We start from the raw sequence: 21,243 nt of genomic DNA, 5'->3' as shown, positions 1-21,243 counted from the left end.
ATAACAAAAACAATGTCCACATCGGAGAAAAGAAAGGGGATGCAGACTGATATGCCGGAACTGCAAGCCATGATATCACAACGAATCCAAGAACAGAACTACCGGGAAGTGCTGAAAGGAGTGACAGCCTTCCCATGGTGTACGGATGATCCGTGCGTCTTTCGGACCGCTGCGGGTAACTTGTGGATAGCGGTAGGGCATGTGAACCGGAAATCGGAAGTACCCAAGTTCAGTTATAAGAACTTCCTCTGCGCCTATCTGCTGGGTAATGCAGAAGATGAGGTGGCTGCTTATCTGGACTTGCAGGCTGCCGCTTGGAAGGGGGTGGAACTGGTGATGTTCTCCTCCCATGCGGATGGTCTGTCCGCTTTGTACGGAGATGGGAGAGCGAATGACCGGGATTTGTTGTACCGTTTCTTTGGACGAAACTACGTTTTTGCTGTCGGCTTCCGGCAAAAGGAAGAGAAGGAGCAGGCATCGGCTGGTGATAAGATATTCATTGCCTCCGTGGATGCGGTTGGATTCGGGGAAATTGATAAGGACGGCAAACTGGCGGTCATCAATAAGATAATGAGCTATGAACAGTTTTTTGATGACGAGGACTTGAAACCGATGTGGGGAGCGCTTGCCGTGAAACTGTTCATCTTGAAATGTAACGGTTATCGGGAATCGGCCAAAGACCGGAAAGCATTGGACATTTTGCTTCATGGCATGATGAAACTGTGCAAATCAATGGAGTTGATTGCCGGATTGGATGACCAGAAACGGAAACATCCGGAAAGTGCCGGGATAAACCCGCAGATGGCTCTGCTGAAGAATGAGGCGATGGTAAAGGTGCATAACGGTATGGATGAAAAGGTAAAAAGCAACTTGCCGCTACTGGAATGGGCCGTCAATCACTTACCGGCTAAGTTGCTTCAGGAGTTTGGTACGTTCGTTGAATCGGTGCCCCAAATAAAGGAGCCTACGGCTTACGATAATCTAATGTCGCTGGAGAGTGTGCTGAAAGAAATGGACCGTCTATTCAAAAAGGCAGCGGAGGAAGAGAATTTGTCTTTAACTAAAAACAGCATGACAGATGGGTAAACAAGAAACGAAACCGGATAAGAAGCCCATGCGGATGGTAACATCCAAGATGAGCATTGAAGAAACTATTGAGGTGCTTCGCGAGGATCTTAAGACTAATGTACGTTCCAAAGCATGGAGAAAGCATATCCTGCTGAATCCGAAGGTGGAGGGAATGGCCAGATTCCCGTCCGGGGTTGATTCTGTTTTAATCAACACTCCTGTAATGGAATGGGGAGTGAGATTCTATGTTCTCAGCAAGCAGGAATGGAAGCAGCAGACTATAGATAGATGCGGCCAGTTCTATTGCCTGGTACCATCGAATGCCGGTTTCCATGTTTATCTCTTTGTCACGATGGATACGGGTGAGAATGCTGTTTTTGTTTTCCCTCCCCATTTTTTTATACGTTACCGTGAACGGTACTGGGGAAAACACAGTACGCTGTCCGGAAAGATTTTGAGAAAGACTTATTTGAAGGATAACCTCGTGATGCGCTACGGCCTGCAACCGGGCAGCGAGGAACGGGTGGCTGGAGCACGGATATACGGCGCATCCTCCCATGGCGTTGCGCTGGGGATTGTGTTAAATGACGAAGCGTATCTCTTCAAGACATTCATCACCTACGCAATGACGAAAGGGGAACAGATACCGCTGTACATGCAAGAGAATTTGAGCATGGAAAGGGCGCAGGTGGAGTATTATAATACCGGCAGGCTGGCTGACTTGGTGGAACTGGAAGAACGCGACAGGAAACGAAGGGAAATGCTGATGGCCGAGGAAAGGCGGCGTGAGGAAGAGGAAAAACGTAGAGCGGCTGAGCCGGGGGAGGCTTACTTCTATGTGGAGGGGCCATTGACTCTTATAATGCCTGACGAAGAAATGCAGGAAGAAAATACCGGATTCTGGCAACGAGGAACTACCATGTTCTGCGACTCCAAACTGATTGAAGAATCGCAACGGGAGATGCGCGAGCTGGCATCGGTTGAAGCCCGGATTCAGGAACTAAAGAATATACCCCAAAAAGCGGAAGAGAAAAAAGGCGTTTTTAAAAGATTGTTTGGCCGTTATTTCTGAACAATCCTTGTTGATTGACAGAGATTGGCCAGTGTAAGTTTAAACTAAAAAAGATTGTGATGACAAGAGAAGAAATAATCTTTTGCCGGAAAGCGCTTGTTGCTTTTCTCTTTATGGTGGCTGCCATGTGTCTGAGTATGCTTACGTCCTGCTCCAATGAGGACGAGATGTTTGACAGGGAGACTACAGAGGTACTGCCTTCGGTGTTTAGTGAGGATAGAACATTGTACACCGATACGGAGTATCTGATTAGTAAGCCTGTGTTTGTGACCAACGGCGCCACGCTGACCATACAACGCGGCGCATTGCTGAAAGCTCTTCCCGCATCGGGTCAAGGGAAAGCGGCGATTGTCATTACAAAGGGGTGTAAGATTGTTGCCAACGGTACGGAGGATGCTCCTATCGTGATGACGGCATTGATCAAAGAACCGGGTAGTTGGGACGGTGTGATTGTGTTGGGGAAGGCTCCTGTCAGTTATGAGTATGAGACTTTATATTGTGGAACTGTTGCTACGGATATTTCTTATGGAGGTTCTGAGGGGAATGATGATTCCGGTTCCCTACAGTTTGTCCGGGTGGAGTACGCCGGTGCCGCCGGCGGGGCAGTGACCTTTGACGGTGTGGGCCGGGGAACTACGATAGACCATTGTCAAAGTTACTGTAGCGGTGGCGACGGGTTTATGTTCAACGGAGGGACGGTGAATGCCCGGTATCTGATTAGTACGGGTGCCAGCCAGAACGGATTGTGCTTCAATGAAGGATATACGGGGAAATTGCAGTATGTGATGGCTACTGCACCTATTCGGAAGAGTGTGTGGAGCGTGGTTAGCTGCAATGGGACGGGGAAATTGGAAGTTCCGTCTTTCTATACACATCCGGTGATTGCGAACCTGTCTACGGCGCATGATAATAAATCTCATGGCCGACGGTATCCGATTGCGGTTTCCGCATATAGCCGGCTGACACTGGTGAACAGCAGTACCCGCGAGGCTGTGGCAGATGATGACATTCCTGTCCAACTGATTGGTGGCCAACCGGGAGCGTTGCCGGGTATCGATTATATCCTGATTAACGCTACGCGTGAAGTGAGTTCCCTGACCCCTGACAGGTTTGTGCTGGATACCTTTTTTGAACGGACGGATTATGAGGGGGCCGTGGCTCCGGATGTGATGAAGGACAGGGATTGGACTAAGGCCGGATGGGTGAGGCAGGGCAAGAAACCATGAATTACAAATTAATAAATTATTTAAACCATAAATGATTCAATACAACGGAATAACCTTGCTGCGGGACGAGGACGGAACCCCGATGCAAGTAAACATCGACCTGCGGGTGCATGGTACAGAACTGGATGCCTTCATGCGTGCCCACGGGCTTACCGCGCAGGAACAGAGCGAGATGCTCCGTTCAGTGACGGGTGAGGACATCTCTCCGACTTATGTGGCGGGTGGAAAGGTGCAACAACATGTGCGCTATCTGCCGGAAATGAAAAGACAAATACAGACAGAAACGGACAGGCTGTTCGTAAGCCCGCGTACAAGGCCTGTGAGTGTGATAAGGAAAGAGTTTCCGGACTTGCTGCTGCACCGCATCGTGCGTGTGCTGACACCCATTCCCCGGACGAAGGCGGCAACGCCGAAAGCCTTCGAGCGGTATTGCGGACGGGACACCTTCTGGGTGCGGTTCAAGATGCAGGGCATGATGAACGTCACCTGGTGCGTATTCTTCACAATCCATGACGAGGGAATCGTACTGGTGAGGCACCTTGCCGGAGCAGGAGAAAACGATGAAGACTTATGAACTGCCGGATAGTCATAGCGGTGTTGTCCGTCTGTATCTTCTTGAGCTTTTTCGTTACCCTTGTATGCATAGGGGCAGTGCACAGGGCAGAAAAGCGTATGAGGACGAGGAATAGAACAAAACGGTTGGGAGAATGGGATTGAAACTTAAAATATTCATAGGTTATGCCATGCTGATACTTCTGTTGGGATTCATTATTTACCTGTTCCGCGGGGAGCGTATGAAACGGGATGAACTGAAGTGGGAAATGAAAGAACTGGGCATAATACGCGACCTTACGCGCAAAACTTACGGTCATCTGCTGGAACTGGCGTCGCAAGGCGAAGTGGTGAGCACCTGGAGCGAAAGCGACTTACGGCTATACCGTGAGAGAAGAGAAAAGACGTGCGGTGTCCTGAAGGAACTGCAGCAGTTTGTACATACGCCGGAACAGCAGGAACGCATAGACTCGCTGTGCCTGCTGCTTGAGCAGAAAGAGATGCTCCTGTCAGCGGCCATGAGCACGTTTGACGAACTGGAAAACATCGGCGAGACGGTGGGCGAAAAAGTGCCGGCTATCGTCAGGCAGGTGCGCAGGCAGCCGACAAGGAATATCCTCGCCCCTGCCGTGAAGGAAGCTTATGCCGGGACAGCAACCACCGGGGAAGAACAGCCGGAGAAGAAGAAAAGTTTTCTGAAGAAAGTTTTCGGCGGAAAAGAGAAAAAATCCGCTTACCGACAACAACGGGAGCAGCAACGGGCGGCATCGGAAAAAGTGCCGTCGTCCACCACTCGAAACAGCGGGAACAATGCCGCTGTCCATCTTCTCCATGCGTTGAGCCGCGAAGTGACTGAAAAGCAGAAGGAACAGCGGGAAAAGCTGTCGGCCCAGATGGACAGCCTGCACTTGAGTAGCCGGGCGCTGAACAAGAGGCTGAACGGGCTGGTCGGTGATTTTGACAAGGTGGCGGGTGAGCGGTTGGAAACGAGATACAATGCCATTGCGGCAGACCGGGAGAAATCGTACAATACGGCGGCGACGCTTGCCCTTTTCGTATTCCTGCTTGCCATCGTGCTATATACCCTGCTGCACCGCGACGTGAACAGGTGTCTCCGGTACCGCAGGGAACTGGAATCTTCCGACCTGAAAAACAAGGAACTGCTGCAATCCAGAAAAAACATGATGCTGACCATTGCCCATGACCTGCGTGCGCCGCTGACAGCCATCAAAGGGTATGCAGAGCTGTTGCCCGGAGAAGTGGACGAAAAGCGGAAGGATGAGTATGCGGTGCATATCGTCCGCTCGTCCGACTATATGATAGGACTCGTGAACTCCTTGATTGAATTTTATCTGCTGGATGCAGGCAAGGGGAAAATGAACGTGACGGTTTTCCGTCCGCTGTCACTTTTCGATGAGATAGTGAAGCTGCATACACCGTCGGTCAGAAAGGAAGGGCTTACACTCTGTACGGATTTTGAGGGACTTGACACCGTGGTGGAAGGAGACCGCCCGCGTATCATGCAGATAGCCAACAACCTGCTTTCCAACGCCATAAAATTCACCCGGAAGGGGAAAATCAGTCTGCAGGCGGCATACGGGCAGGGAGAGCTGCGCTTCAGCGTGCAGGACACCGGACCGGGCATGACGGAGGATGAACAGAAGAGGATATTTAGGGCCTTCGAGCGTCTGGACAATGCAAGGTACCTGCCCGGCTTCGGCCTTGGGCTAGCCATTGTCTCCCGTCTGACGGAACTGCTGGGCGGGCGCATCACGGTGGAGAGCCCTTACGGGACGGGCAGCCTGTTTAGGGTGGCCCTCCCCCTGTCGGAAGTGGCGAAGCATGGGGAGGATGGAGAAAACGGGTATGCGGAGGACTACGGACTGGAAGGAACATACGTGCTGGTTATAGATGATGACCGGATACAACTGGATATAACCCGCAGGATGCTTGTGCGGAACAAGGTGCGGTGCGAATGCTGCCGGACGGTGCGGGAACTGATGGCGGCACTGAGGGAAAGAACATACGACCTGCTTCTGTCGGACATACAGATGCCGGACATGGACGGTTACAGGATACTTGATCTGCTGCGTTCCTCGAACATGGAGAACGCGCGTACGATACCCGTGCTGGCAGTTACGGCCTGCGCCGACGATGAAGAACATTATATTTCCTTCGGGTTTGCGGGCTGCCTGCGGAAGCCGTTCTCGATGGACGAACTGATAAGCGCCGTAAGCCGTATGGTGGTAAAAACGGGGAAGAAAGAACCCGATTTCTCGTTCATCCTTTCGGGGGAAAAGGACAAGGGAAGGATGCTGGATATTTTTATACGGGAAACGGAAGAGAGCATCCATACACTGGAAAATGCGCTTTGCGGGCATGACAGGGATACGATACACAAGGTGCTGCACAAGAACCTTCCCTTATGGGAAACGGTGCGGATGAACTTTCCGATGGCCCGCCTGCGCGGTCTGGTGACACACACGGCGGCTGTGTGGGAGGAAAGGCAATATATGGAAGTCGGGGAGATAATCCATGCAGCGGAAAAGCTGGCGGAGTCGGCAAGAAAAATCAGGGAGAGTATAGATGAAGAGCATACTGATTATAGAGGATGACATCGTTTTCAGCCGTACCATAAGCAATTGGCTGGTGAAACAGGGCATGAAGACACAGTGCGTGGCGACCATAGCGGAGGCGCGCAGGGCGATTGCGGGGAAGCCGTTCAGTCTGATACTGGCCGACATGCGTCTGCCGGATGACAACAGCCTGTCCCTACTGGAATGGATGAGGGAAAGGCGGTGCACGGTCCCGGTCATCATCATGACCAACTACGGGGAAGTGGAGAATGCGGTGACAGCTATTAAGCTGGGTGCCACGGACTATCTGCGCAAACCCGTGCAGCCTGACATCCTGCTAGAGCTTATCGTCGGAATAAAGGAGGGAGACAGCGGCAAGCCGTCCTTCTACCGTGGCGAAAGCGCGAAGGCTCAGGAGATGTACAGGCAGATAGAACTGATAGCGTGCGCCGACATTTCGGTATTGCTGCGGGGGGCGTCGGGCACGGGGAAGGAACATGTAGCGCACGAGATACATGAACGAAGCCACAGATGGAACAAGCCGTATGTTCCCGTTGATTGCGGGACGGTTCCGGAAGAGCTGGCGGCATCGGAGTTCTTCGGACATCTGAAGGGGGCGTTTACGGGTGCGGAGAGCGACAAGGCGGGACTGTTCCGGACGGCTGACGGGGGTACGCTGTTTCTGGACGAAATAGGAAACCTCTCGTACCGGACACAAGTGATGCTGCTGAGGGCGTTGCAAGAAAAACGGTATAGGCCGCTGGGGGACACGAGGGAGTACCCGTTTGACATACGGCTGGTGGCCGCCACGAATGAGAATCTTGAGAAGGCCATTGCAGAGGGACGTTTCAGGGAGGATTTATTTCACCGGCTGAATGAATTTACCATACGCCTGCCGTTGTTGGCGGAATGCAGGGAGGACATACTGCCGCTTGCGGACTTCTTTCTTGAAGAGGCCAATGCCGAGCTGGGCAAAAGGACAGGTGGTTTCGACAGGGAGGCCCGGAGCAGGCTGGCTGCCTATCAGTGGCCGGGGAATATGAGGGAGATGAAGAATACGGTAAGGGGTGCCGTACTGCTTACGCCCGACGGAGAACGGATAGCCGCTGGAAGTCTGGCTTTTTCCGTTCGGGAAGCGGACGGGGCGGATGCGTCAGAGACGCTTGCGCTGAATGATGCGCAAAAAGAGAAGGAATGCATCATGCGGGCATTGGAAGAGACCGGAGGCAACCGTAAGGAGGCGGCAAGGCTGCTGGGAATATCAAGGAGCACACTTTATGAGAAATTACGGAAGTACGGCTTTCAATAACCGCGTGTCCGGCTTCCGTACACGTGTCCGGCTTTTACACGACACATTGATATATACATGTTCTTTTGGAAAATTTACAAGTGGTTGTAATACAGTAGATTGTCTTTGATACTACCAACTAAATTCGTACGATGGTATCTTTCTTGCCCTTCTATGGCATGTAAATGAAACAAATACAATTATTGCCATGAAAATCTTGAAAGATACTGTCTTGTTCGGATTGTTCGCCTCTTATGCGGACGGAGTCCGCAACGGTGAGGAGAAGCTGTCTGCCGCCTATGATGATTTTGCCACGTTGCTGGCTACGCTCCCGACAGACGGGACAAACATCTGTGCACAGCTGCGCAGGCTGTTCTACACGAAAATAGAGTTGAGGGGGATTCAGGAGACTGTTTCCACAAATGGCATGGAAAGGCACGTTCTGTTCGATGTTTACATCGGCAAGGCACTTGCGTTGCTGGATGCGGAGGAACAGATGATGAAAGAGGTACTCCGGCATGGTGGAACGGAGGCAATGGGATTGAAGGAAGAGGCGGTATGCAGGAACGGGAAGAAGGGTTCTGTAACGCTGACGTGGAACGGCACGGACAGCGACTTGATAGAACTGGTGGCGGCGTTGATGGCTGCCGGAGTGATAGGAACAGCGGAAGGTAGGGAGCTGAAAGTGGTGGATGTGATACGGGTGTTCGAGGAAGTTTTTCACTTGAAAATCAATGCCCTATATACCAAGCGTGGAAAGGTGTTTGACCGTTGTACGGACACCACTCCGTTCATCGACTCCCTGCGCAGGAGCTACAACCGGATGCTTGACGCACGGCTGGCGTAAAGGTTGCACGCCAACAGCCGCCAACGGACGACTTGTATGTGTTCGGTATTGCGGATTGGCAGGCGAATGGCTTTTTTTGCCGTCGGTTATTCACATCTAAAAAAACAAGGTTATGTCAATCCTGAATGATATTTGGAACCGTATCGTCCGGAGAACGGACCGGCAGAAAGTGACAGCAACGGAAGCTGCCGGAACAGAAAAACGGGTGTATGCCGTGGCCACCGAAGAGGGGGTGATGCTGTTCTCGGACACTCCGAAAGGAATGAAGGCACGTAACAGTTATCTGCAACATCTGGCCGACGGCTTCTTCAACGTGGCCAAAGTATCTGAAACTCTGCGGATATACGAGATAGACCTGCCTACCAAACGGGTAGCGGAACTGGCAGACAACTGTATCGAAAAGTTGTCCAAAGCGGATTTGCGGAGTACGGACGCACAATTGCGCAGGTCGGTGGTGAGCTTCACTCCCGACAAGTTTGCGGACAGGAGTGTATTGGACGGTGGTGTGTGCTGGGCAAAGTTTGACCTGCGGCCCGATTTCCATAATTTTGACCGGCTGACAAGGGAGTTTGGGCTGGGCATCTCGCCGCGGAACTATGATGTGGCGGCATTGCTGTACATTTCGGAAAACGGGTACGCCGGGATTGTTGCGGCAGACAAGGTACATCCTTTCAGCTATGAGTATGAGTTCAGGGAACTGGCGGAGAAACTGGAAGACAGCATGAAGGCACGGATGAACGCGCCTCTGTCGGCACACGACTTCGGCTATGCGGCCTTGCAGAAAGAGGCAAGGGAGATGGCGGCGGACTTGTTGCAATCGGAGTTCCATGCCAAGGATGGGGAGTTCAGGCTGGGCGCACGGATAAGCTGGATTGAAAGGATGGAAACGTTACATCCGATGTCGCGTCCACATTCGGAAGAGGTGAAGACCGGCAAGTTACCGGAGACATACCGCAGGCAGGAAACACCGAGACAAAAGCCTTCTGACAGACAACGGCAGGCGAGGCACGTCGCCCCCATTGCTCCGCAAAAGAAAGAGAAGAAACAATTAATCCTATAGAATTTATGGAAAAAAAGAAAATGCAGGCGGTGGAAAGCGGTAGCCTGTACATGACACTGGACGCTTTTTACAAACCCGTGTATCTGAGTATACGCGGGCAGGGGGAAGATGGATTCTCTCGTTACATCGGCAACAACGTGAGGTTTCATACGGCGGGACGGAGATTTGTTCCCGACCACTGAATGTTCCGTTTCGATTTTAGGGACAAAGGCATGATTCCTCCCATACTCGGTACGGACAATGCGGATTATCTGGAACGGCTCTGTCCGGTGCTGGAACGGGAAAGGATACATCCGTCGGGGGTGGTGAGGCTCCGGGATGCGGCATTCTGCGAGGAAAGGGGGATTGCGCATCTGTCATCATCGGCAGAACATATGACCTTGCTGGAAAACGAGGATTACAGGCGTCTGGGACACCGTTTCGGAATGGACGGGGATGTGATACGCAACGGGCTGGCGGCTTTCCCCACCTGCATGGTGGTGGAATACGAGGGGAAGGTATTGCTGTTTGACAAGACAGACAGTGGGGACAGGATGCTGGATGCGTTTCTGAGCAGGCTGGCCGAACGTTTTTTTGACGGCAAGCGGAAATCCGGGAGTCTGAGATTTTATGAAGTGGCTCCGCTGGATGCTGCATACCGGGCTAAAATCGGTGACGGACAGACGGTTTCTTCGGATATGGTGAGATACGGGATTTGTGTGGCATGTTGCGACATGGCACCTACGCTGAGGAACTTCAACAAGCTGAGAAATCTGCAACGGCAGCCTATACCGCTGACCGGAGAGCAGGAGCAGATAGTCTCGTCACTGGTGGTACAACCGGATAACGTGCGATTCCCGAACGTGGAAATGAGGGTGCGGATTCCGGTAAAGAGAAAAGGACAAGGAATGAACATTTAAATTTTTGGCGGATGGAAAAAGAGAATACGAACGGCGGCAGTGTGTATGTCACAGTGGACGGACATTTCAAACCAGTGCATGTCAGCATGAAAGGTACAGGCGAGAAAGGTTTTCTGGAGTTTATGCTGGAAGATGTGGAAAAGGCACTGAAGGAAACGGAAATGCCTGTTATAGGCATGATGTACTATAACGTGCCTGATATGGGGATTGTACCGCATTTGTGGGAAGGGAACAATGATGATTATCTGCAAAGGTTGGAAAAGGCGATGGAAGGACATGGAATCAAACTGCATAGATACCTGCGTCTGTCAGAGGTGGTGTATTGCCTGTGAAAAGACATGGATCCGCTGTCAAGGGACGAGAATTATATCCAGCGGCTTACACCGGAGATGTGGCGGGAGATAAAGGCTGCGTCGCCCGAAGTGACAGCGGAGATGCTGGATGATTTGAAGCATGGAAACACGTATTATACGGGCGTTGAGACGGACAAAGGGGTGCTGATATTCAGCAGGGACATAATCGGAGAGGGCCAATTTAGTGATTACATGTATAAATACATAGAGAATGATTTCTTTGCCTCGGAGTTTGTGTTGAAATCCCTGGCTGTCCATGAATTGAGGGGATGGCCCTCGCTGATGGAAGGGAAACTGAACCGTTGTCATAACCGTTTCGGCTGGTGGGGAGACGGGGAAACGATAAGGCGGGCATTCCAGGACAGGTCGGTACTGAAAAACGTAACAGACAGTGAGACTTATGACTTTACCCCCCCCCACATGGGAGAACTATTACAGGTTGACTGATGCAGGCAAGGGGCTAGGACTGACGCGGAGCCAACATAATTATGACCGGATGACACTGCTATATATCATGGACAAAGGTTATCCGAGAGACGGGCTGACAGATGAATATCCGGACGAGTTCAGTTTCCATGAAAAATTTGAAAAGATAGAAAACAAGTTGCTGGGCCGGAACAGATGGGATGTGTATGATGAGCTGCAGGAGAAGGCGAAGAAACTGGAGGGAAGCTGTTGAAGGAGCATTTTCCGAAGACACGGCAAAAAGCGGACGTAAAGGAAAAGGCGGTTGTGCAGAAAAGCAAAGGTATAAAGATGTAGGATAACGGAAAACTGGTGAGGGGTGGAATGCTCGTTACTGCATGGATGCAGGTAACAGGCATTTCCTTTTATGATTGAGATTATTAAAGTTTTGGTTTGAGCAAATATGGGTAAAGGAATAGTAGTATGGAAATATTTCAGGTCACTTCTTAATATCTTGTATTTTGAGGAGTGACAATGTGCGCCAACAGGTGACTTTGATTTAGGAAGTTTTGTCGGATGTTGAAATGTGCTTTTATTTGCTTTGTAAATAGTAAAATCATAAATCAAATTTGTTATGGAATTAATTGTTATAGAAAAAAGTGCGTATTTACGGTTAAAACAGCAAGTTAAGGATTTATCTGTACAAGTTGAAGCCGTTAAAAAGAAGTTTGGAACAGTTAAAAGGGAGAAATGACTGGATACCCAGGAAGTTTGTCTGGCTCTGAACATCTCTAAACGAAGTTTACAAAGTTATAGGGATTATGGGATCATTCCATGTTCTTTCATTGGTGGAAAATATATGTACAAGGAAAGTGATTTGGTCAGAATATTAATTCAAAAAGATAAATAGAGTATGGATGGGGTAATTACAAAACAATCAGAAGAATATATTATGATAATGGGGATGCTTAGAAAATGCTCAAAGGAAATTCTTGAATTTCAGAATTTGCAGGTTCCTGTAGCTAATGAGGTTTATATGACTGGTGAGCAGGTATGTAGTATGTTACATATATCAAGCAGGACTTTGCAAAAGTTGCGGGATGAAAAGGGGATAGCTTATACTGTTATAGGTGGCAAGTTCCTTTATCCTCTTTCCAAATTGCAATCAGTATTGGAAAAAAATTATAGAAGTTATCTTCGTTAAATCAAGTGATGAATTTGTATTTATATTTATATTGCTTTTTCGTATATTTGCAAAAGTAAGTAAAAGTATAACAGGAAGAAAGTTGCAGCATATATGCGGTGTCATAGGAGTTGAGGCTTCAAGTAAGATTCAGATAATGAGTAAGGAACTTTAGAGTTAAGGATGTGTAAATTAAACTGTGTCATGCTCTATTCTCATTCAATCTCATCGGTCTAGGAACGGCCCGGCGCCAATGGGCGGGACTAACCGTCCCGTCGAGCGTAAAATTACAAGAATTTAAACTTATCTCCAAATTTTATCGCCAGTTGTTGAGTAATGGCTTCCCAGTTAGCCAGTGGCATAGTCCATTTCTTACGTATGTTGCGATAAGCGAGGTAAACCAGTTTTTCAAGGGTGGTGTCGTTAGGGAACACACCCTTGTTTTTTGTCACTTTCCGTATCTGACGATGATAGCCTTCAATTGTATTTGTGGTATAAATCATACGGCGTATATCTGATGTGAACTGGAAGTATTCAGTAAGTTTTTCCCAGTTGTCCTGCCATGACTTGATGACGATAGGATATTTTTCTTCCCATTTCTCATTCAGATTAAAAAAACTCTGTTTCAGTAGCTTATTTATGTACTGCACCATAAACCCGTTTCAAGTTTTTGAGGAATTCCTTCTGATGCTTACTACCGACATATTTAATGGAGTTCCGTATCTGGTAGACGATACAAAGTTGTAATATTGTGTTCGGAAAAACACTTTGGGTGGCATCCAGCCTTTCAGGCCATCAACGTACGCAATAAGGATATCATGAACTCCACGGTTCTGCAAATCCGTCAGTACGTTTAACCAGAAATTTGCTCCCTCATTTTTAGAGATATACATTCCAAGCAAATCCTTGTGGCCTTCCTTGTCTATGCCTAAGACGTTGTAGATTGCGCGGGTAACGGTACACCCTCTCTCGTCAGTGACTTTATAATGGATAGCGTTTATCCAGACTATCGAATAAACATCATCAAGGATACGGGAACGCCAAACCTTTATTTCAGGAAGAACACGATCGGTTATTGAACTAATCGTTTCGTCAGAAACACGGTTGCCGAGATTTTCCTTTAGCCAGTCACTGATCTCACGTGTGCTGTTACCAAGGGAATAAAGTCCGATGATACGGTCTGCTACCCCCTCCGCCAAGATGGCCTCACGCTTCTTTATATACTAAGGCTCAAAACCTGAATTACGGTCACGAGGGGTAGACACAGTGATCTCACCTAATGGAGTCTGGACTTGCTTCTGCATTTTACTATTACGACGATTACCCAACTGACGTTTTTCTTCTGTAAGATGCGCATCCATTTCACCTTCCAATGCTGCATTCAATATACTTTCCAATAAGGGGACAAAAGCACCATCCTTACCAACAAAGGCTTATCGGTTTTCAGCTGTTCAATAGCTTTGTTCTTAATATTTTCAAAATCAAATTCTGCTTTCATAAAAAAACAGTGTTAGCAAAGTTAATTCCTTGATGACACAGTTTAATTTACATTCTCTAAAGTTAATTGTTCCCTGTCTTTCCAGCTTTCAGTAGTTTTGTACACATCTTTTTGATATTAAAAGTTATAGCAAAGAATGCAAAGTCCATTGTAACCTTTTCTTCTCCCACATGCCGGACCTTCTGTATGCCATGTTGTGTTTCATTTGTCCAAAAACTGCTTCCGGTTCTATACATCGCCTTCCCCTATGCCTGATGCCTTCTTCCGAGCCGTAACCGGAGTCTGCCACTCCGACAGTTGGTAAGTGGTTATAGCGTTGCTCAAAGGAGTGGAAGAAAGGTATGAGGGTCAGTGTATCGGTTGGGTTGGGAAACAGCCGGAAGTCTATGAGGAATTGGTTCTCGGTACCTATTTGCAGATTATATCCGGGCTTGGTCTGTCCGTTTTTCATGGTGTCTTCTTTCATGTGCATGAAGGTGGCATCAGGATCGGTCTTGGAATAGGAGTTGCGTTCTCCAAGAGTATCAAGATGGTTGTCGTATTCCATCAACTTGTCACGGTACTCCTCAAGTTCCGGACCTGTTTCTTCTTTTCTCGTATGACTTTCTTTTGTTCCTTGTCCTAGTGTTCCAGCGCCTCTTTAAGTTCATTCACTATATCTGAGAGCATGGCAGGAGTGAACTCTACGGATGTGCCTTTGGAGGAGTTCTCTTGGGCTATGGCTTCATCTGCCTGCTCCAGGAGAATGCGGATCTTATCCATCAGCTTTGTACGGTTCTTTTCGACTGTCTTGCGCCAGACAAAAGTATATTTGTTGGCCCTGAACTCAATCTTGCTACCGTAGATATGCTCTACGTCAAGGCTGATAAAACCTTTGTCGGCAAGGACAAGGACCAACTGCGTAAATACGGTATTTATTTCTTCTTTTGCACGGTTTCGAAAACGGTTGATGGTAGTAAAATCCGGATGTTCATTAGCGGAAAGCCAGATATAATGGATGTCACATAGGAGAAGCTTCTCTATTTTGCGGCACGAATAGATATTGTTCATGTAGGAGTAAATAATCACCTTAAGCATCATTTTAGGATGATAAGGACAACGACCGGTTGCTTTATAAAGCTTCTTGAAATTGTCAAGATTGAGATTATCAACAACAGTATTAACTATGCGAACCGGATCGTTCGATGCTATGTTTTCATCAATTCTTTGTGGAAAAAGAACGGTCTGGTTGGGGAATGTAAGGACGAAAATGTAACTTTGCCATAACAAAAAACTTTATGTCTAAAGATATAGAAACTTTGGATAATAACAAAGCCCGGGCTTGCGAAGTCTGGGCTTTGCGCATAAAAAAGGGTGTGCCAACGTTGAAGTGCACCTCAAAAGTTAGATAAAAAACTTTTGGGGTCATTTCACATTTGACACAATCTCTTTCTTTTCAACTTTCTTATACTTTTATGACCAAAGAGAAAGAAAAAGATTATGTGCGTTTGAATATGTTAAAATATGACCCGATTTGTCACGTTTAGGTGGTATTTCTTTTTTGTCGAACTAGGAATTTTGTTTTTGCGACCTACAGATTTTCCATTTCCTGTTTTCAGACTGCAAATTTACGAATAATCCATATTTTTATTTCTATATATGTAATAATAACAAATTAAAGAATTTAATAATTCCTTAATATTCCCGAAAGAAATGTGAAACAAAATATATGGAATTTTGCAGCGAGAAAAAATAGTAAGTATGCTTAAACGAATAATTATTGCATTGACCATTGCTTGTTTCGCACTGGCAGAAACGAAAGCTACTCCCAAATATATCTTCTTATTTATAGGAGACAGTATGGGGCTTGGCCATATTATGGCAACGGAAGAATATCTTAGAACCAATGAATTTGAACTTCTCCTTATGTTTGGATTTCCTAATGTCGGAATAATGGCCACATTCTCCGCTTCATCTCCTATAACAGATTCAGCAGCAGCTGGAACAGCTTTGGCATGTGGGCATAAGGCCAATAGATGAGTTTGGAAATATATACAAGAAAAAATGTATAGAACACAAAAATAATGAAATCAATCAATAACTAATCATTATCTTATGAGTGCATTAACAAGAAAATTAATTTTGCTGCTCGTGGTTTGCATAACTGCAATCGGAGCAGCAGCACAGACAAGAACGCTTAGCGGTGAAGTTGTCGAAAAAAGCGGAGACCCGTTAGTGGGTGTCAGTGTATTCAATCGAGAATACAAGATAGGGACAACGACTGACATAGATGGCAAGTTTGAAATCACACTTCCCTCCGGCGTAAAAAAACTGACTTTCTCCTATATAGGCTTTCAACCTTTGGAAATAGATTTGAAGCCTGACGAGAATAAAATAACCGTTACAATGACTGAAGACGCTCAAGCTCTTGATGAGGTCGTAGTGGTGGGCTATGGTACACAAAAAAAGGTTAATCTCACAGGAGCGGTCTCGGTAATTACAGATAAGGAGCTTTCCGATCGTCCGTCCCAGTCACTTACCTCAATGCTTCAAGGTACGACTCCTGGACTTAACATCACGACGGGTTCCGGTCTTCCGAACAAATCTCCATCAATCAATGTACGTGGTACCACTTCAGTAAATGCCACCAATCCTCTCGTCCTGGTAGATGGTGTTGAAAGTGATCTTAGCCAAGTCAACCCAAGCGATGTCAAGAGTATTTCAGTTATCAAAGATGCTTCAGCCGCAGCCATATATGGAGCTCGTGCCGCATTTGGTGTTATTTTGGTCACCACTAAGGCTGGAGAGAGCGATGATGCAACAGGGAAAAGAGCCAGGACTACAGTTCGATACAGTGGCAGATTCGGCTGGGAGGCAAACACCAACAGTACAGATTATGAGGACCGTGGTTATTGGGCTGTCTATACTGCCAACTTATTTGCCAGAGCTAAAGACGGTAAAAATATCATAGACTACACAGATAAGGATATGGCTGAGTTACTGGCACGTGTCAACGACCGTACAGAACACCCGGATCGTCCGTGGATAGTTGAAGATGTACGTAATGGAAAAAAACAGTGGGTATATTATGGAAATTATGACCATTATCACATGAATTTCAGTGATAACCGGCCTAAAATGCAGCATAATATATCACTGTCAGGCGGCATTGGCGATGTAAATTACTTCGTATCCGGAGCGTATGAATACCGTAAAGGCATCTTGAAAGTTAATCCTGATACCTATAACAAATATAATCTTCGGTCTAAAATAGAGTTTCCTGTTACAAAATGGGCGCGATTTTCCAATAACACATCACTTTACTCTACTTCCTATAAATCTCAGGGAAACGGCAGTATAGAAGACACATTCGGATATTCTGCAAATGGTGCATTTGCATGTTATCCCAACAAGAATCCGGATGGAACATGGATATACTCAGTACCTTATCAGAGTACAAAAATGGCAAATGGCCGTCATATTATGATTGGAGAGGGCTCACATCGTAATCTTGAACGCAATATGAGTTTTATAAATACTTCCCGTTTTATAGTAACCCCTATCAAGCAATTAAGTATTACAGGCGATTTTTCATACAAATTTGATCAGGACCGTAATTATTGGCGTTCAAATCATTTGAATTTCAGGATGTATCCTGATTCCGAAATGGACTTTTACGGTATTGGGGCCGGCCAAAACAAACTTACTGAACAGGTTTATACATCGAACTATATATCTGTAAATGCCTATGCAAATTATAATCAAAGCTGGAATGATAAACATAATTTAGCCGCAACATTTGGTTTCAATTATGAACATTGGCATAAAAAAAATCTTAGTGCAGTAGGTTATGAGTTATCATCAGATGACCTCGATGACTTGAATCTCGCAACAACCATGTTTTCAATGGGAGGTGGTCAGAACGAATACAAGCTTGCAGGATGGTTCGGACGTGTCAACTATGATTATGACGGACGTTATTTTGCTGAGATTAGCGGACGTTATGATGGTACTTCCCGTTTTGCTTCCAATAACCGTTGGGGATGCTTCCCTTCCGGTTCCGTAGGCTGGAGAATATCCGAAGAAAAATTCATGGAATGGGCACGCCCGTCACTTAGCAATCTGAAATTCAGGGTTTCATACGGAAGTCTGGGAAACCAGAACGTATCTTCTTTTTATACGTTCCTTCGTATGATTACTCTCAGTGACTTTGACACATTCAACTTTGGTTCTGATACAAAGGCGAAATATTCGTCTATCGGAGCACCCATAGCACAAAACCTTACTTGGGAAACGGCACGTCAGTGGAATATTGGTGCAGATCTAGCGATGTTCAACAATCGTTTGAATTTTACCGGAGACATTTATGTGCGAAATACCGTTAATATGCTTACCGATGGTATTGAGCTTCCCGGAGTATATGGTGCCACTCCTCCGCAGATGAACACGGCGGACTTGCGGACAAAAGGATATGAACTTTCTGCCACATGGCATGATAATTTGAAGATATTCGGTCACAACCTTTCTTATTCTGTTTCTGCCAATCTCAGTAATTATGATGCACGGATAACACGTTATGATAATCCTGAGAAAGTATTTGCAAAGAGCTACTATCCGGGCATGAAACTTGGTGAAATATGGGGTTATCATGTAGATGGTCTGTTTGCTTCTGATGAAGAGGCAGCCCAATATTCATCCCAGGTAGATCTTGGAGTTGTTGCCAAGAATCTTCCTCAAGGAACATGGAGGGCAGGTGATCTTAAATTTGCTGATCTTGATGGGGATGGTAAGATATCTGTAGGTGAGGACTCTGCTTTGAATCCGGGTGATATGAAAATCATCGGAAACGAACTTCCTACCCTCCAGTATGGATTCTCTGGCTCCCTAAACTATATGGGATTTGATATTTATGCCTTCTTCCAAGGAACCGGCAACCACTATTGGTATCCAAATGGCTATAATTACCAATTTTGGGGTTCATTTTCGGATCCTGTGGCAGGATATATACCACGTAACTTTATCGACCAATGTTGGTCGAAGGACAACCCGGGTGCATATTTCCCCCGCCCTCTCGGACAGTCAGCAAAAAATGGTCAGTTAAGCTTTGTAAATGACAGGTATCTTCAGAATATCCGCTATATGCGTTTCAAAAATCTGACAATAGGATATTCTATCCCCGGAAAAATACTTTCAAAAGTATCAATCCAACAATTGCGCGTATATTTCACAGCCGAGAATCTGTGTTACTGGTCTCCCATAAAGAAACATTCCAAATATATTGATCCGGAAGCCGCCTTCAGTCGCAGCAGCAATCAACTTAATGCGATGTATTATCCTTGGGCAAAAACCTATATGTTCGGAATTGATATAACATTATAATTAACAGAGAATATGAAAATAATAAAATATCTGGTTTTCACCGTAGCTGTCACTCTGATGTGTGGGTGCAACGATGATCTTGACCTTCTGCCGAAGGACAGAATGTCATCGGAAGAATATTTCCGTACAGCTTCAGACCTGGAGCTCTTCACGAATCCTTTATATAATAACATCCTTCCCAAAGTTCAATACAAGGATCAGAGCGACATTTATGTATGTCAGTCGCTCTCCAATGAGCTGATGGGGGGCTCCTATCGTACCGTCCCCGCTTCAGGCGGTGGATGGTCATGGACAGACCTCAGACGTATCAACACTTTGCTTGGCAACATTGACAAATGCGAAGATTCCGATGCCGCCGAAAAATATTCGGCTGTCGCCAGATTCTTCCGTGCGTACTTCTATGCTGACAAAATCGAACGATTTGGCGATGTGCCTTGGTACGATACCGAACTAAGCGATACTGATCCTGAACTCTACAAGCCTCGCGATTCCCGCGAGTTAGTGATGCAGAAAATGCTGGAGGATCTCGATTTCGCAATCGAACATCTTCCCTCCCGCAACAATGAGGCTGAAGCCCCCTATAAAGTAACCAAAGGTGCTGCTCTCGCTTTCAAAAGCAGAGTATGTCTGTTTGAAGGTACTTATCGTAAGTATCACAACTTACGGATTGAAGGACATGACGCAGACTATTACTTGGCCCAATCGGCTGATGCAGCAGGCAAGCTGATTGACAGTGGTGAATATTCGCTTTATTCTACCGGCTCTCCTTCTACCGACTACAATATTCTCTTTGCAGAGGATGATGCCAATCCGAACGAATATATCCTGGCCATTAGCTACCGCTATGCAATCTTTAACAATTCACATGGATCAAACGCACACATGTTGTTGAGTAATCAAGGACGTCCCGGCTATACCCGCAAGATGGTTTGTATGTATCTTAATTCAGATGGAACCCGATTTACTGACCGTCCCGGTTGGGAGACGATGGGATTTAATGAAGAGACTGTAAACCGTGACCCCCGTTTGGCTCAGTCTATACGTACTCCCGGTTATACACGAATCGGAAAGAAAGAGATTCTCGCTCCGGATCTCGGCGTTGCAATCACGGGATATCAACCTATCAAATTCGTACAAGATCCCACGGCTGCCGGAGGCAATACCGACAGGGCAAGCTATTCAGTAAATGATTTACCTGTCATCAGATATGCTGAAGTCCTTCTGAATTATGCAGAGGCAAAGGCCGAACTGGGGACATTGACGCAGTCGGATCTTGACCGCTCCGTAAATCTGCTACGTGGTCGTGTCGGTATGCTCGGGATTGACATGGGGATGTCGAACGCTATCCCTGATCCATATCTTTGCGACCCTAAAACCGGTTTCCCAAATGTGAATGGTGCCAACAAAGGTGTCATACTTGAAATACGTCGTGAGCGTACCGTTGAACTCGTACAGGAAGGCTTCCGTTGGTCTGACCTTATGCGATGGAAAGCAGGATATGCAATAAATGACTCTGATGATAAATCATTTTCTCCATTTATGGGAATGTATATTGCAGGAGCTGGAGAATATGACTTATCCGGTGATGGGAAAGTTGACGTGATTTTTTATAATCAGGGTACTCCTAAACCCAATGCCGGAGTTGGAGTTCAGGTATATGCTCTCGGAAAGGATATATTGTTGTCAAATAATGATCATGGCTACATATATTACCACAGGAGTGTTCCAAGAGTTAACTTCAATGAACAAAGAGATTATCTTTACCCAATTCCTATCCATGAACGCTCGCTGAATAATAGCTTGACACAGAATCCTGGATGGGATGATGGTTTAGGTTTTTGATAATCTTAAATTCTTC

Annotated in this window: 17 protein-coding genes and 3 pseudogenes; 17 read left to right on the top strand and 3 right to left on the bottom strand. The window is 46.8% G+C overall.

The window, feature by feature from the left end:
- Positions 1-12 precede the first annotated feature (12 nt).
- The 14 genes and pseudogenes from HMPREF0106_RS12450 (at position 13) to HMPREF0106_RS12505 (ending at position 12,550) form a co-directional block, all read left to right on the top strand.
- Positions 13-1,086, top strand: coding sequence for a hypothetical protein (locus tag HMPREF0106_RS12450; RefSeq protein WP_009039988.1), 1,074 nt, complete (start codon positions 13-15; stop codon positions 1,084-1,086).
- Entirely contained in the window at positions 1,079-2,140 is a 1,062-nt protein-coding gene (locus HMPREF0106_RS12455) for a hypothetical protein (protein WP_009039987.1), read from the top strand. The genes HMPREF0106_RS12450 and HMPREF0106_RS12455 overlap by 8 nt, the downstream gene beginning before the upstream one ends.
- Positions 2,141-2,199: 59 nt before the next feature.
- A complete protein-coding gene (locus HMPREF0106_RS12460; protein WP_015532668.1) occupies positions 2,200-3,366 on the top strand; it encodes a hypothetical protein in 1,167 nt (388 codons plus the stop codon).
- Positions 3,367-3,397: 31 nt separating this feature from the next.
- Entirely contained in the window at positions 3,398-3,940 is a 543-nt protein-coding gene (locus HMPREF0106_RS12465; protein WP_009039985.1) for a hypothetical protein, read from the top strand.
- 133 nt (positions 3,941-4,073) lie between these two features.
- Positions 4,074-6,533: a hybrid sensor histidine kinase/response regulator gene (locus tag HMPREF0106_RS12470; protein ID WP_009039984.1), complete on the top strand. Its 2,460-nt coding sequence runs from the start codon at positions 4,074-4,076 to the stop codon at positions 6,531-6,533.
- Positions 6,505-7,803: a sigma-54-dependent transcriptional regulator gene (locus HMPREF0106_RS12475; protein ID WP_009039983.1), complete on the top strand. Its 1,299-nt coding sequence runs from the start codon at positions 6,505-6,507 to the stop codon at positions 7,801-7,803. The genes HMPREF0106_RS12470 and HMPREF0106_RS12475 overlap by 29 nt, the downstream gene beginning before the upstream one ends.
- A 187-nt stretch (positions 7,804-7,990) precedes the next feature.
- The gene (locus HMPREF0106_RS12480) at positions 7,991-8,629 is read left to right on the top strand and encodes an RteC domain-containing protein (RefSeq protein ID WP_009039982.1); all 639 of its coding nucleotides are present in this window, start codon (positions 7,991-7,993) and stop codon (positions 8,627-8,629) included.
- A 112-nt stretch (positions 8,630-8,741) separates the two neighbouring features.
- A complete protein-coding gene (locus HMPREF0106_RS12485) occupies positions 8,742-9,689 on the top strand; it encodes a DUF6047 family protein (RefSeq protein ID WP_009039981.1) in 948 nt (315 codons plus the stop codon).
- Positions 9,690-9,694: 5 nt separating this feature from the next.
- Complete coding sequence (locus HMPREF0106_RS27450; protein ID WP_009039980.1) at positions 9,695-9,871, top strand: hypothetical protein; 177 nt, start codon at positions 9,695-9,697, stop codon at positions 9,869-9,871.
- Positions 9,872-10,588: a DUF6047 family protein gene (locus HMPREF0106_RS12490; RefSeq protein WP_009039979.1), complete on the top strand. Its 717-nt coding sequence runs from the start codon at positions 9,872-9,874 to the stop codon at positions 10,586-10,588.
- An 11-nt stretch (positions 10,589-10,599) separates the two neighbouring features.
- On the top strand, positions 10,600-10,920 hold the full coding sequence (locus tag HMPREF0106_RS12495) for a hypothetical protein (protein WP_009039978.1): 321 nt from the start codon (positions 10,600-10,602) through the stop codon (positions 10,918-10,920).
- A gap of 6 nt (positions 10,921-10,926) precedes the next feature.
- Positions 10,927-11,703 (top strand): annotated as a pseudogene (locus HMPREF0106_RS27445) (DUF6047 family protein).
- A 397-nt stretch (positions 11,704-12,100) separates the two neighbouring features.
- Positions 12,101-12,256, top strand: a complete 156-nt coding sequence (locus tag HMPREF0106_RS25930; protein WP_083787907.1) for a helix-turn-helix domain-containing protein — start codon at positions 12,101-12,103, stop codon at positions 12,254-12,256.
- A gap of 3 nt (positions 12,257-12,259) precedes the next feature.
- Positions 12,260-12,550, top strand: coding sequence for a helix-turn-helix domain-containing protein (locus HMPREF0106_RS12505; RefSeq protein ID WP_009039977.1), 291 nt, complete (start codon positions 12,260-12,262; stop codon positions 12,548-12,550).
- A gap of 266 nt (positions 12,551-12,816) precedes the next feature.
- Here HMPREF0106_RS12505 and HMPREF0106_RS27070 read toward each other — a convergent pair.
- The 3 genes and pseudogenes from HMPREF0106_RS27070 to HMPREF0106_RS28420 all read right to left on the bottom strand — a co-directional run bounded on the left by HMPREF0106_RS27070 (position 12,817) and on the right by HMPREF0106_RS28420 (position 15,296).
- Positions 12,817-14,027 (bottom strand): annotated as a pseudogene (locus HMPREF0106_RS27070) (IS256 family transposase).
- A gap of 62 nt (positions 14,028-14,089) precedes the next feature.
- Positions 14,090-14,478: pseudogene (locus tag HMPREF0106_RS28425) on the bottom strand (transposase).
- Between the two features lie 170 nt (positions 14,479-14,648).
- Positions 14,649-15,296, bottom strand: coding sequence for a transposase (locus tag HMPREF0106_RS28420; RefSeq protein WP_353845248.1), 648 nt, complete (start codon positions 15,294-15,296; stop codon positions 14,649-14,651).
- Between the two features lie 471 nt (positions 15,297-15,767).
- Between HMPREF0106_RS28420 and HMPREF0106_RS12515 the strand changes: the two genes are divergently transcribed.
- From HMPREF0106_RS12515 to HMPREF0106_RS12525, 3 genes are all read left to right on the top strand, one after another.
- On the top strand, positions 15,768-16,046 hold the full coding sequence (locus tag HMPREF0106_RS12515) for an alkaline phosphatase (RefSeq protein WP_009039976.1): 279 nt from the start codon (positions 15,768-15,770) through the stop codon (positions 16,044-16,046).
- A 75-nt stretch (positions 16,047-16,121) separates the two neighbouring features.
- Positions 16,122-19,385 carry a SusC/RagA family TonB-linked outer membrane protein gene (locus HMPREF0106_RS12520; RefSeq protein WP_009039975.1) on the top strand — a complete coding sequence of 1,088 codons (3,264 nt, stop codon included), beginning with the start codon at positions 16,122-16,124 and terminating at the stop codon, positions 19,383-19,385.
- A gap of 12 nt (positions 19,386-19,397) precedes the next feature.
- The gene (locus HMPREF0106_RS12525; protein WP_011107068.1) at positions 19,398-21,227 is read left to right on the top strand and encodes a RagB/SusD family nutrient uptake outer membrane protein; all 1,830 of its coding nucleotides are present in this window, start codon (positions 19,398-19,400) and stop codon (positions 21,225-21,227) included.
- Positions 21,228-21,243 lie beyond the last annotated feature (16 nt).

It is taken from the genome of Bacteroides sp. D22, assembly GCF_000163675.1.
Taxonomy (GTDB): domain Bacteria; phylum Bacteroidota; class Bacteroidia; order Bacteroidales; family Bacteroidaceae; genus Bacteroides; species Bacteroides xylanisolvens.
This window is presented reverse-complemented; position numbering and strand designations above follow the sequence as displayed.

Coding starts and splice junctions, on each gene's coding strand:
- HMPREF0106_RS12460 (WP_015532668.1), top strand. CDS start 2,200: ATGACAAGAGAAGAAATAATCTTTTGCCGGAAAGCGCTTGTTGCTTTT.
- HMPREF0106_RS12525 (WP_011107068.1), top strand. CDS start 19,398: ATGAAAATAATAAAATATCTGGTTTTCACCGTAGCTGTCACTCTGATG.
- HMPREF0106_RS12515 (WP_009039976.1), top strand. CDS start 15,768: ATGCTTAAACGAATAATTATTGCATTGACCATTGCTTGTTTCGCACTG.
- HMPREF0106_RS12455 (WP_009039987.1), top strand. CDS start 1,079: ATGGGTAAACAAGAAACGAAACCGGATAAGAAGCCCATGCGGATGGTA.
- HMPREF0106_RS12495 (WP_009039978.1), top strand. CDS start 10,600: ATGGAAAAAGAGAATACGAACGGCGGCAGTGTGTATGTCACAGTGGAC.
- HMPREF0106_RS12520 (WP_009039975.1), top strand. CDS start 16,122: ATGAGTGCATTAACAAGAAAATTAATTTTGCTGCTCGTGGTTTGCATA.
- HMPREF0106_RS27450 (WP_009039980.1), top strand. CDS start 9,695: ATGGAAAAAAAGAAAATGCAGGCGGTGGAAAGCGGTAGCCTGTACATG.
- HMPREF0106_RS12485 (WP_009039981.1), top strand. CDS start 8,742: ATGTCAATCCTGAATGATATTTGGAACCGTATCGTCCGGAGAACGGAC.
- HMPREF0106_RS12480 (WP_009039982.1), top strand. CDS start 7,991: ATGAAAATCTTGAAAGATACTGTCTTGTTCGGATTGTTCGCCTCTTAT.
- HMPREF0106_RS12475 (WP_009039983.1), top strand. CDS start 6,505: ATGAAGAGCATACTGATTATAGAGGATGACATCGTTTTCAGCCGTACC.
- HMPREF0106_RS12505 (WP_009039977.1), top strand. CDS start 12,260: ATGGATGGGGTAATTACAAAACAATCAGAAGAATATATTATGATAATG.
- HMPREF0106_RS12465 (WP_009039985.1), top strand. CDS start 3,398: ATGATTCAATACAACGGAATAACCTTGCTGCGGGACGAGGACGGAACC.
- HMPREF0106_RS12450 (WP_009039988.1), top strand. CDS start 13: ATGTCCACATCGGAGAAAAGAAAGGGGATGCAGACTGATATGCCGGAA.
- HMPREF0106_RS12490 (WP_009039979.1), top strand. CDS start 9,872: ATGTTCCGTTTCGATTTTAGGGACAAAGGCATGATTCCTCCCATACTC.
- HMPREF0106_RS12470 (WP_009039984.1), top strand. CDS start 4,074: ATGGGATTGAAACTTAAAATATTCATAGGTTATGCCATGCTGATACTT.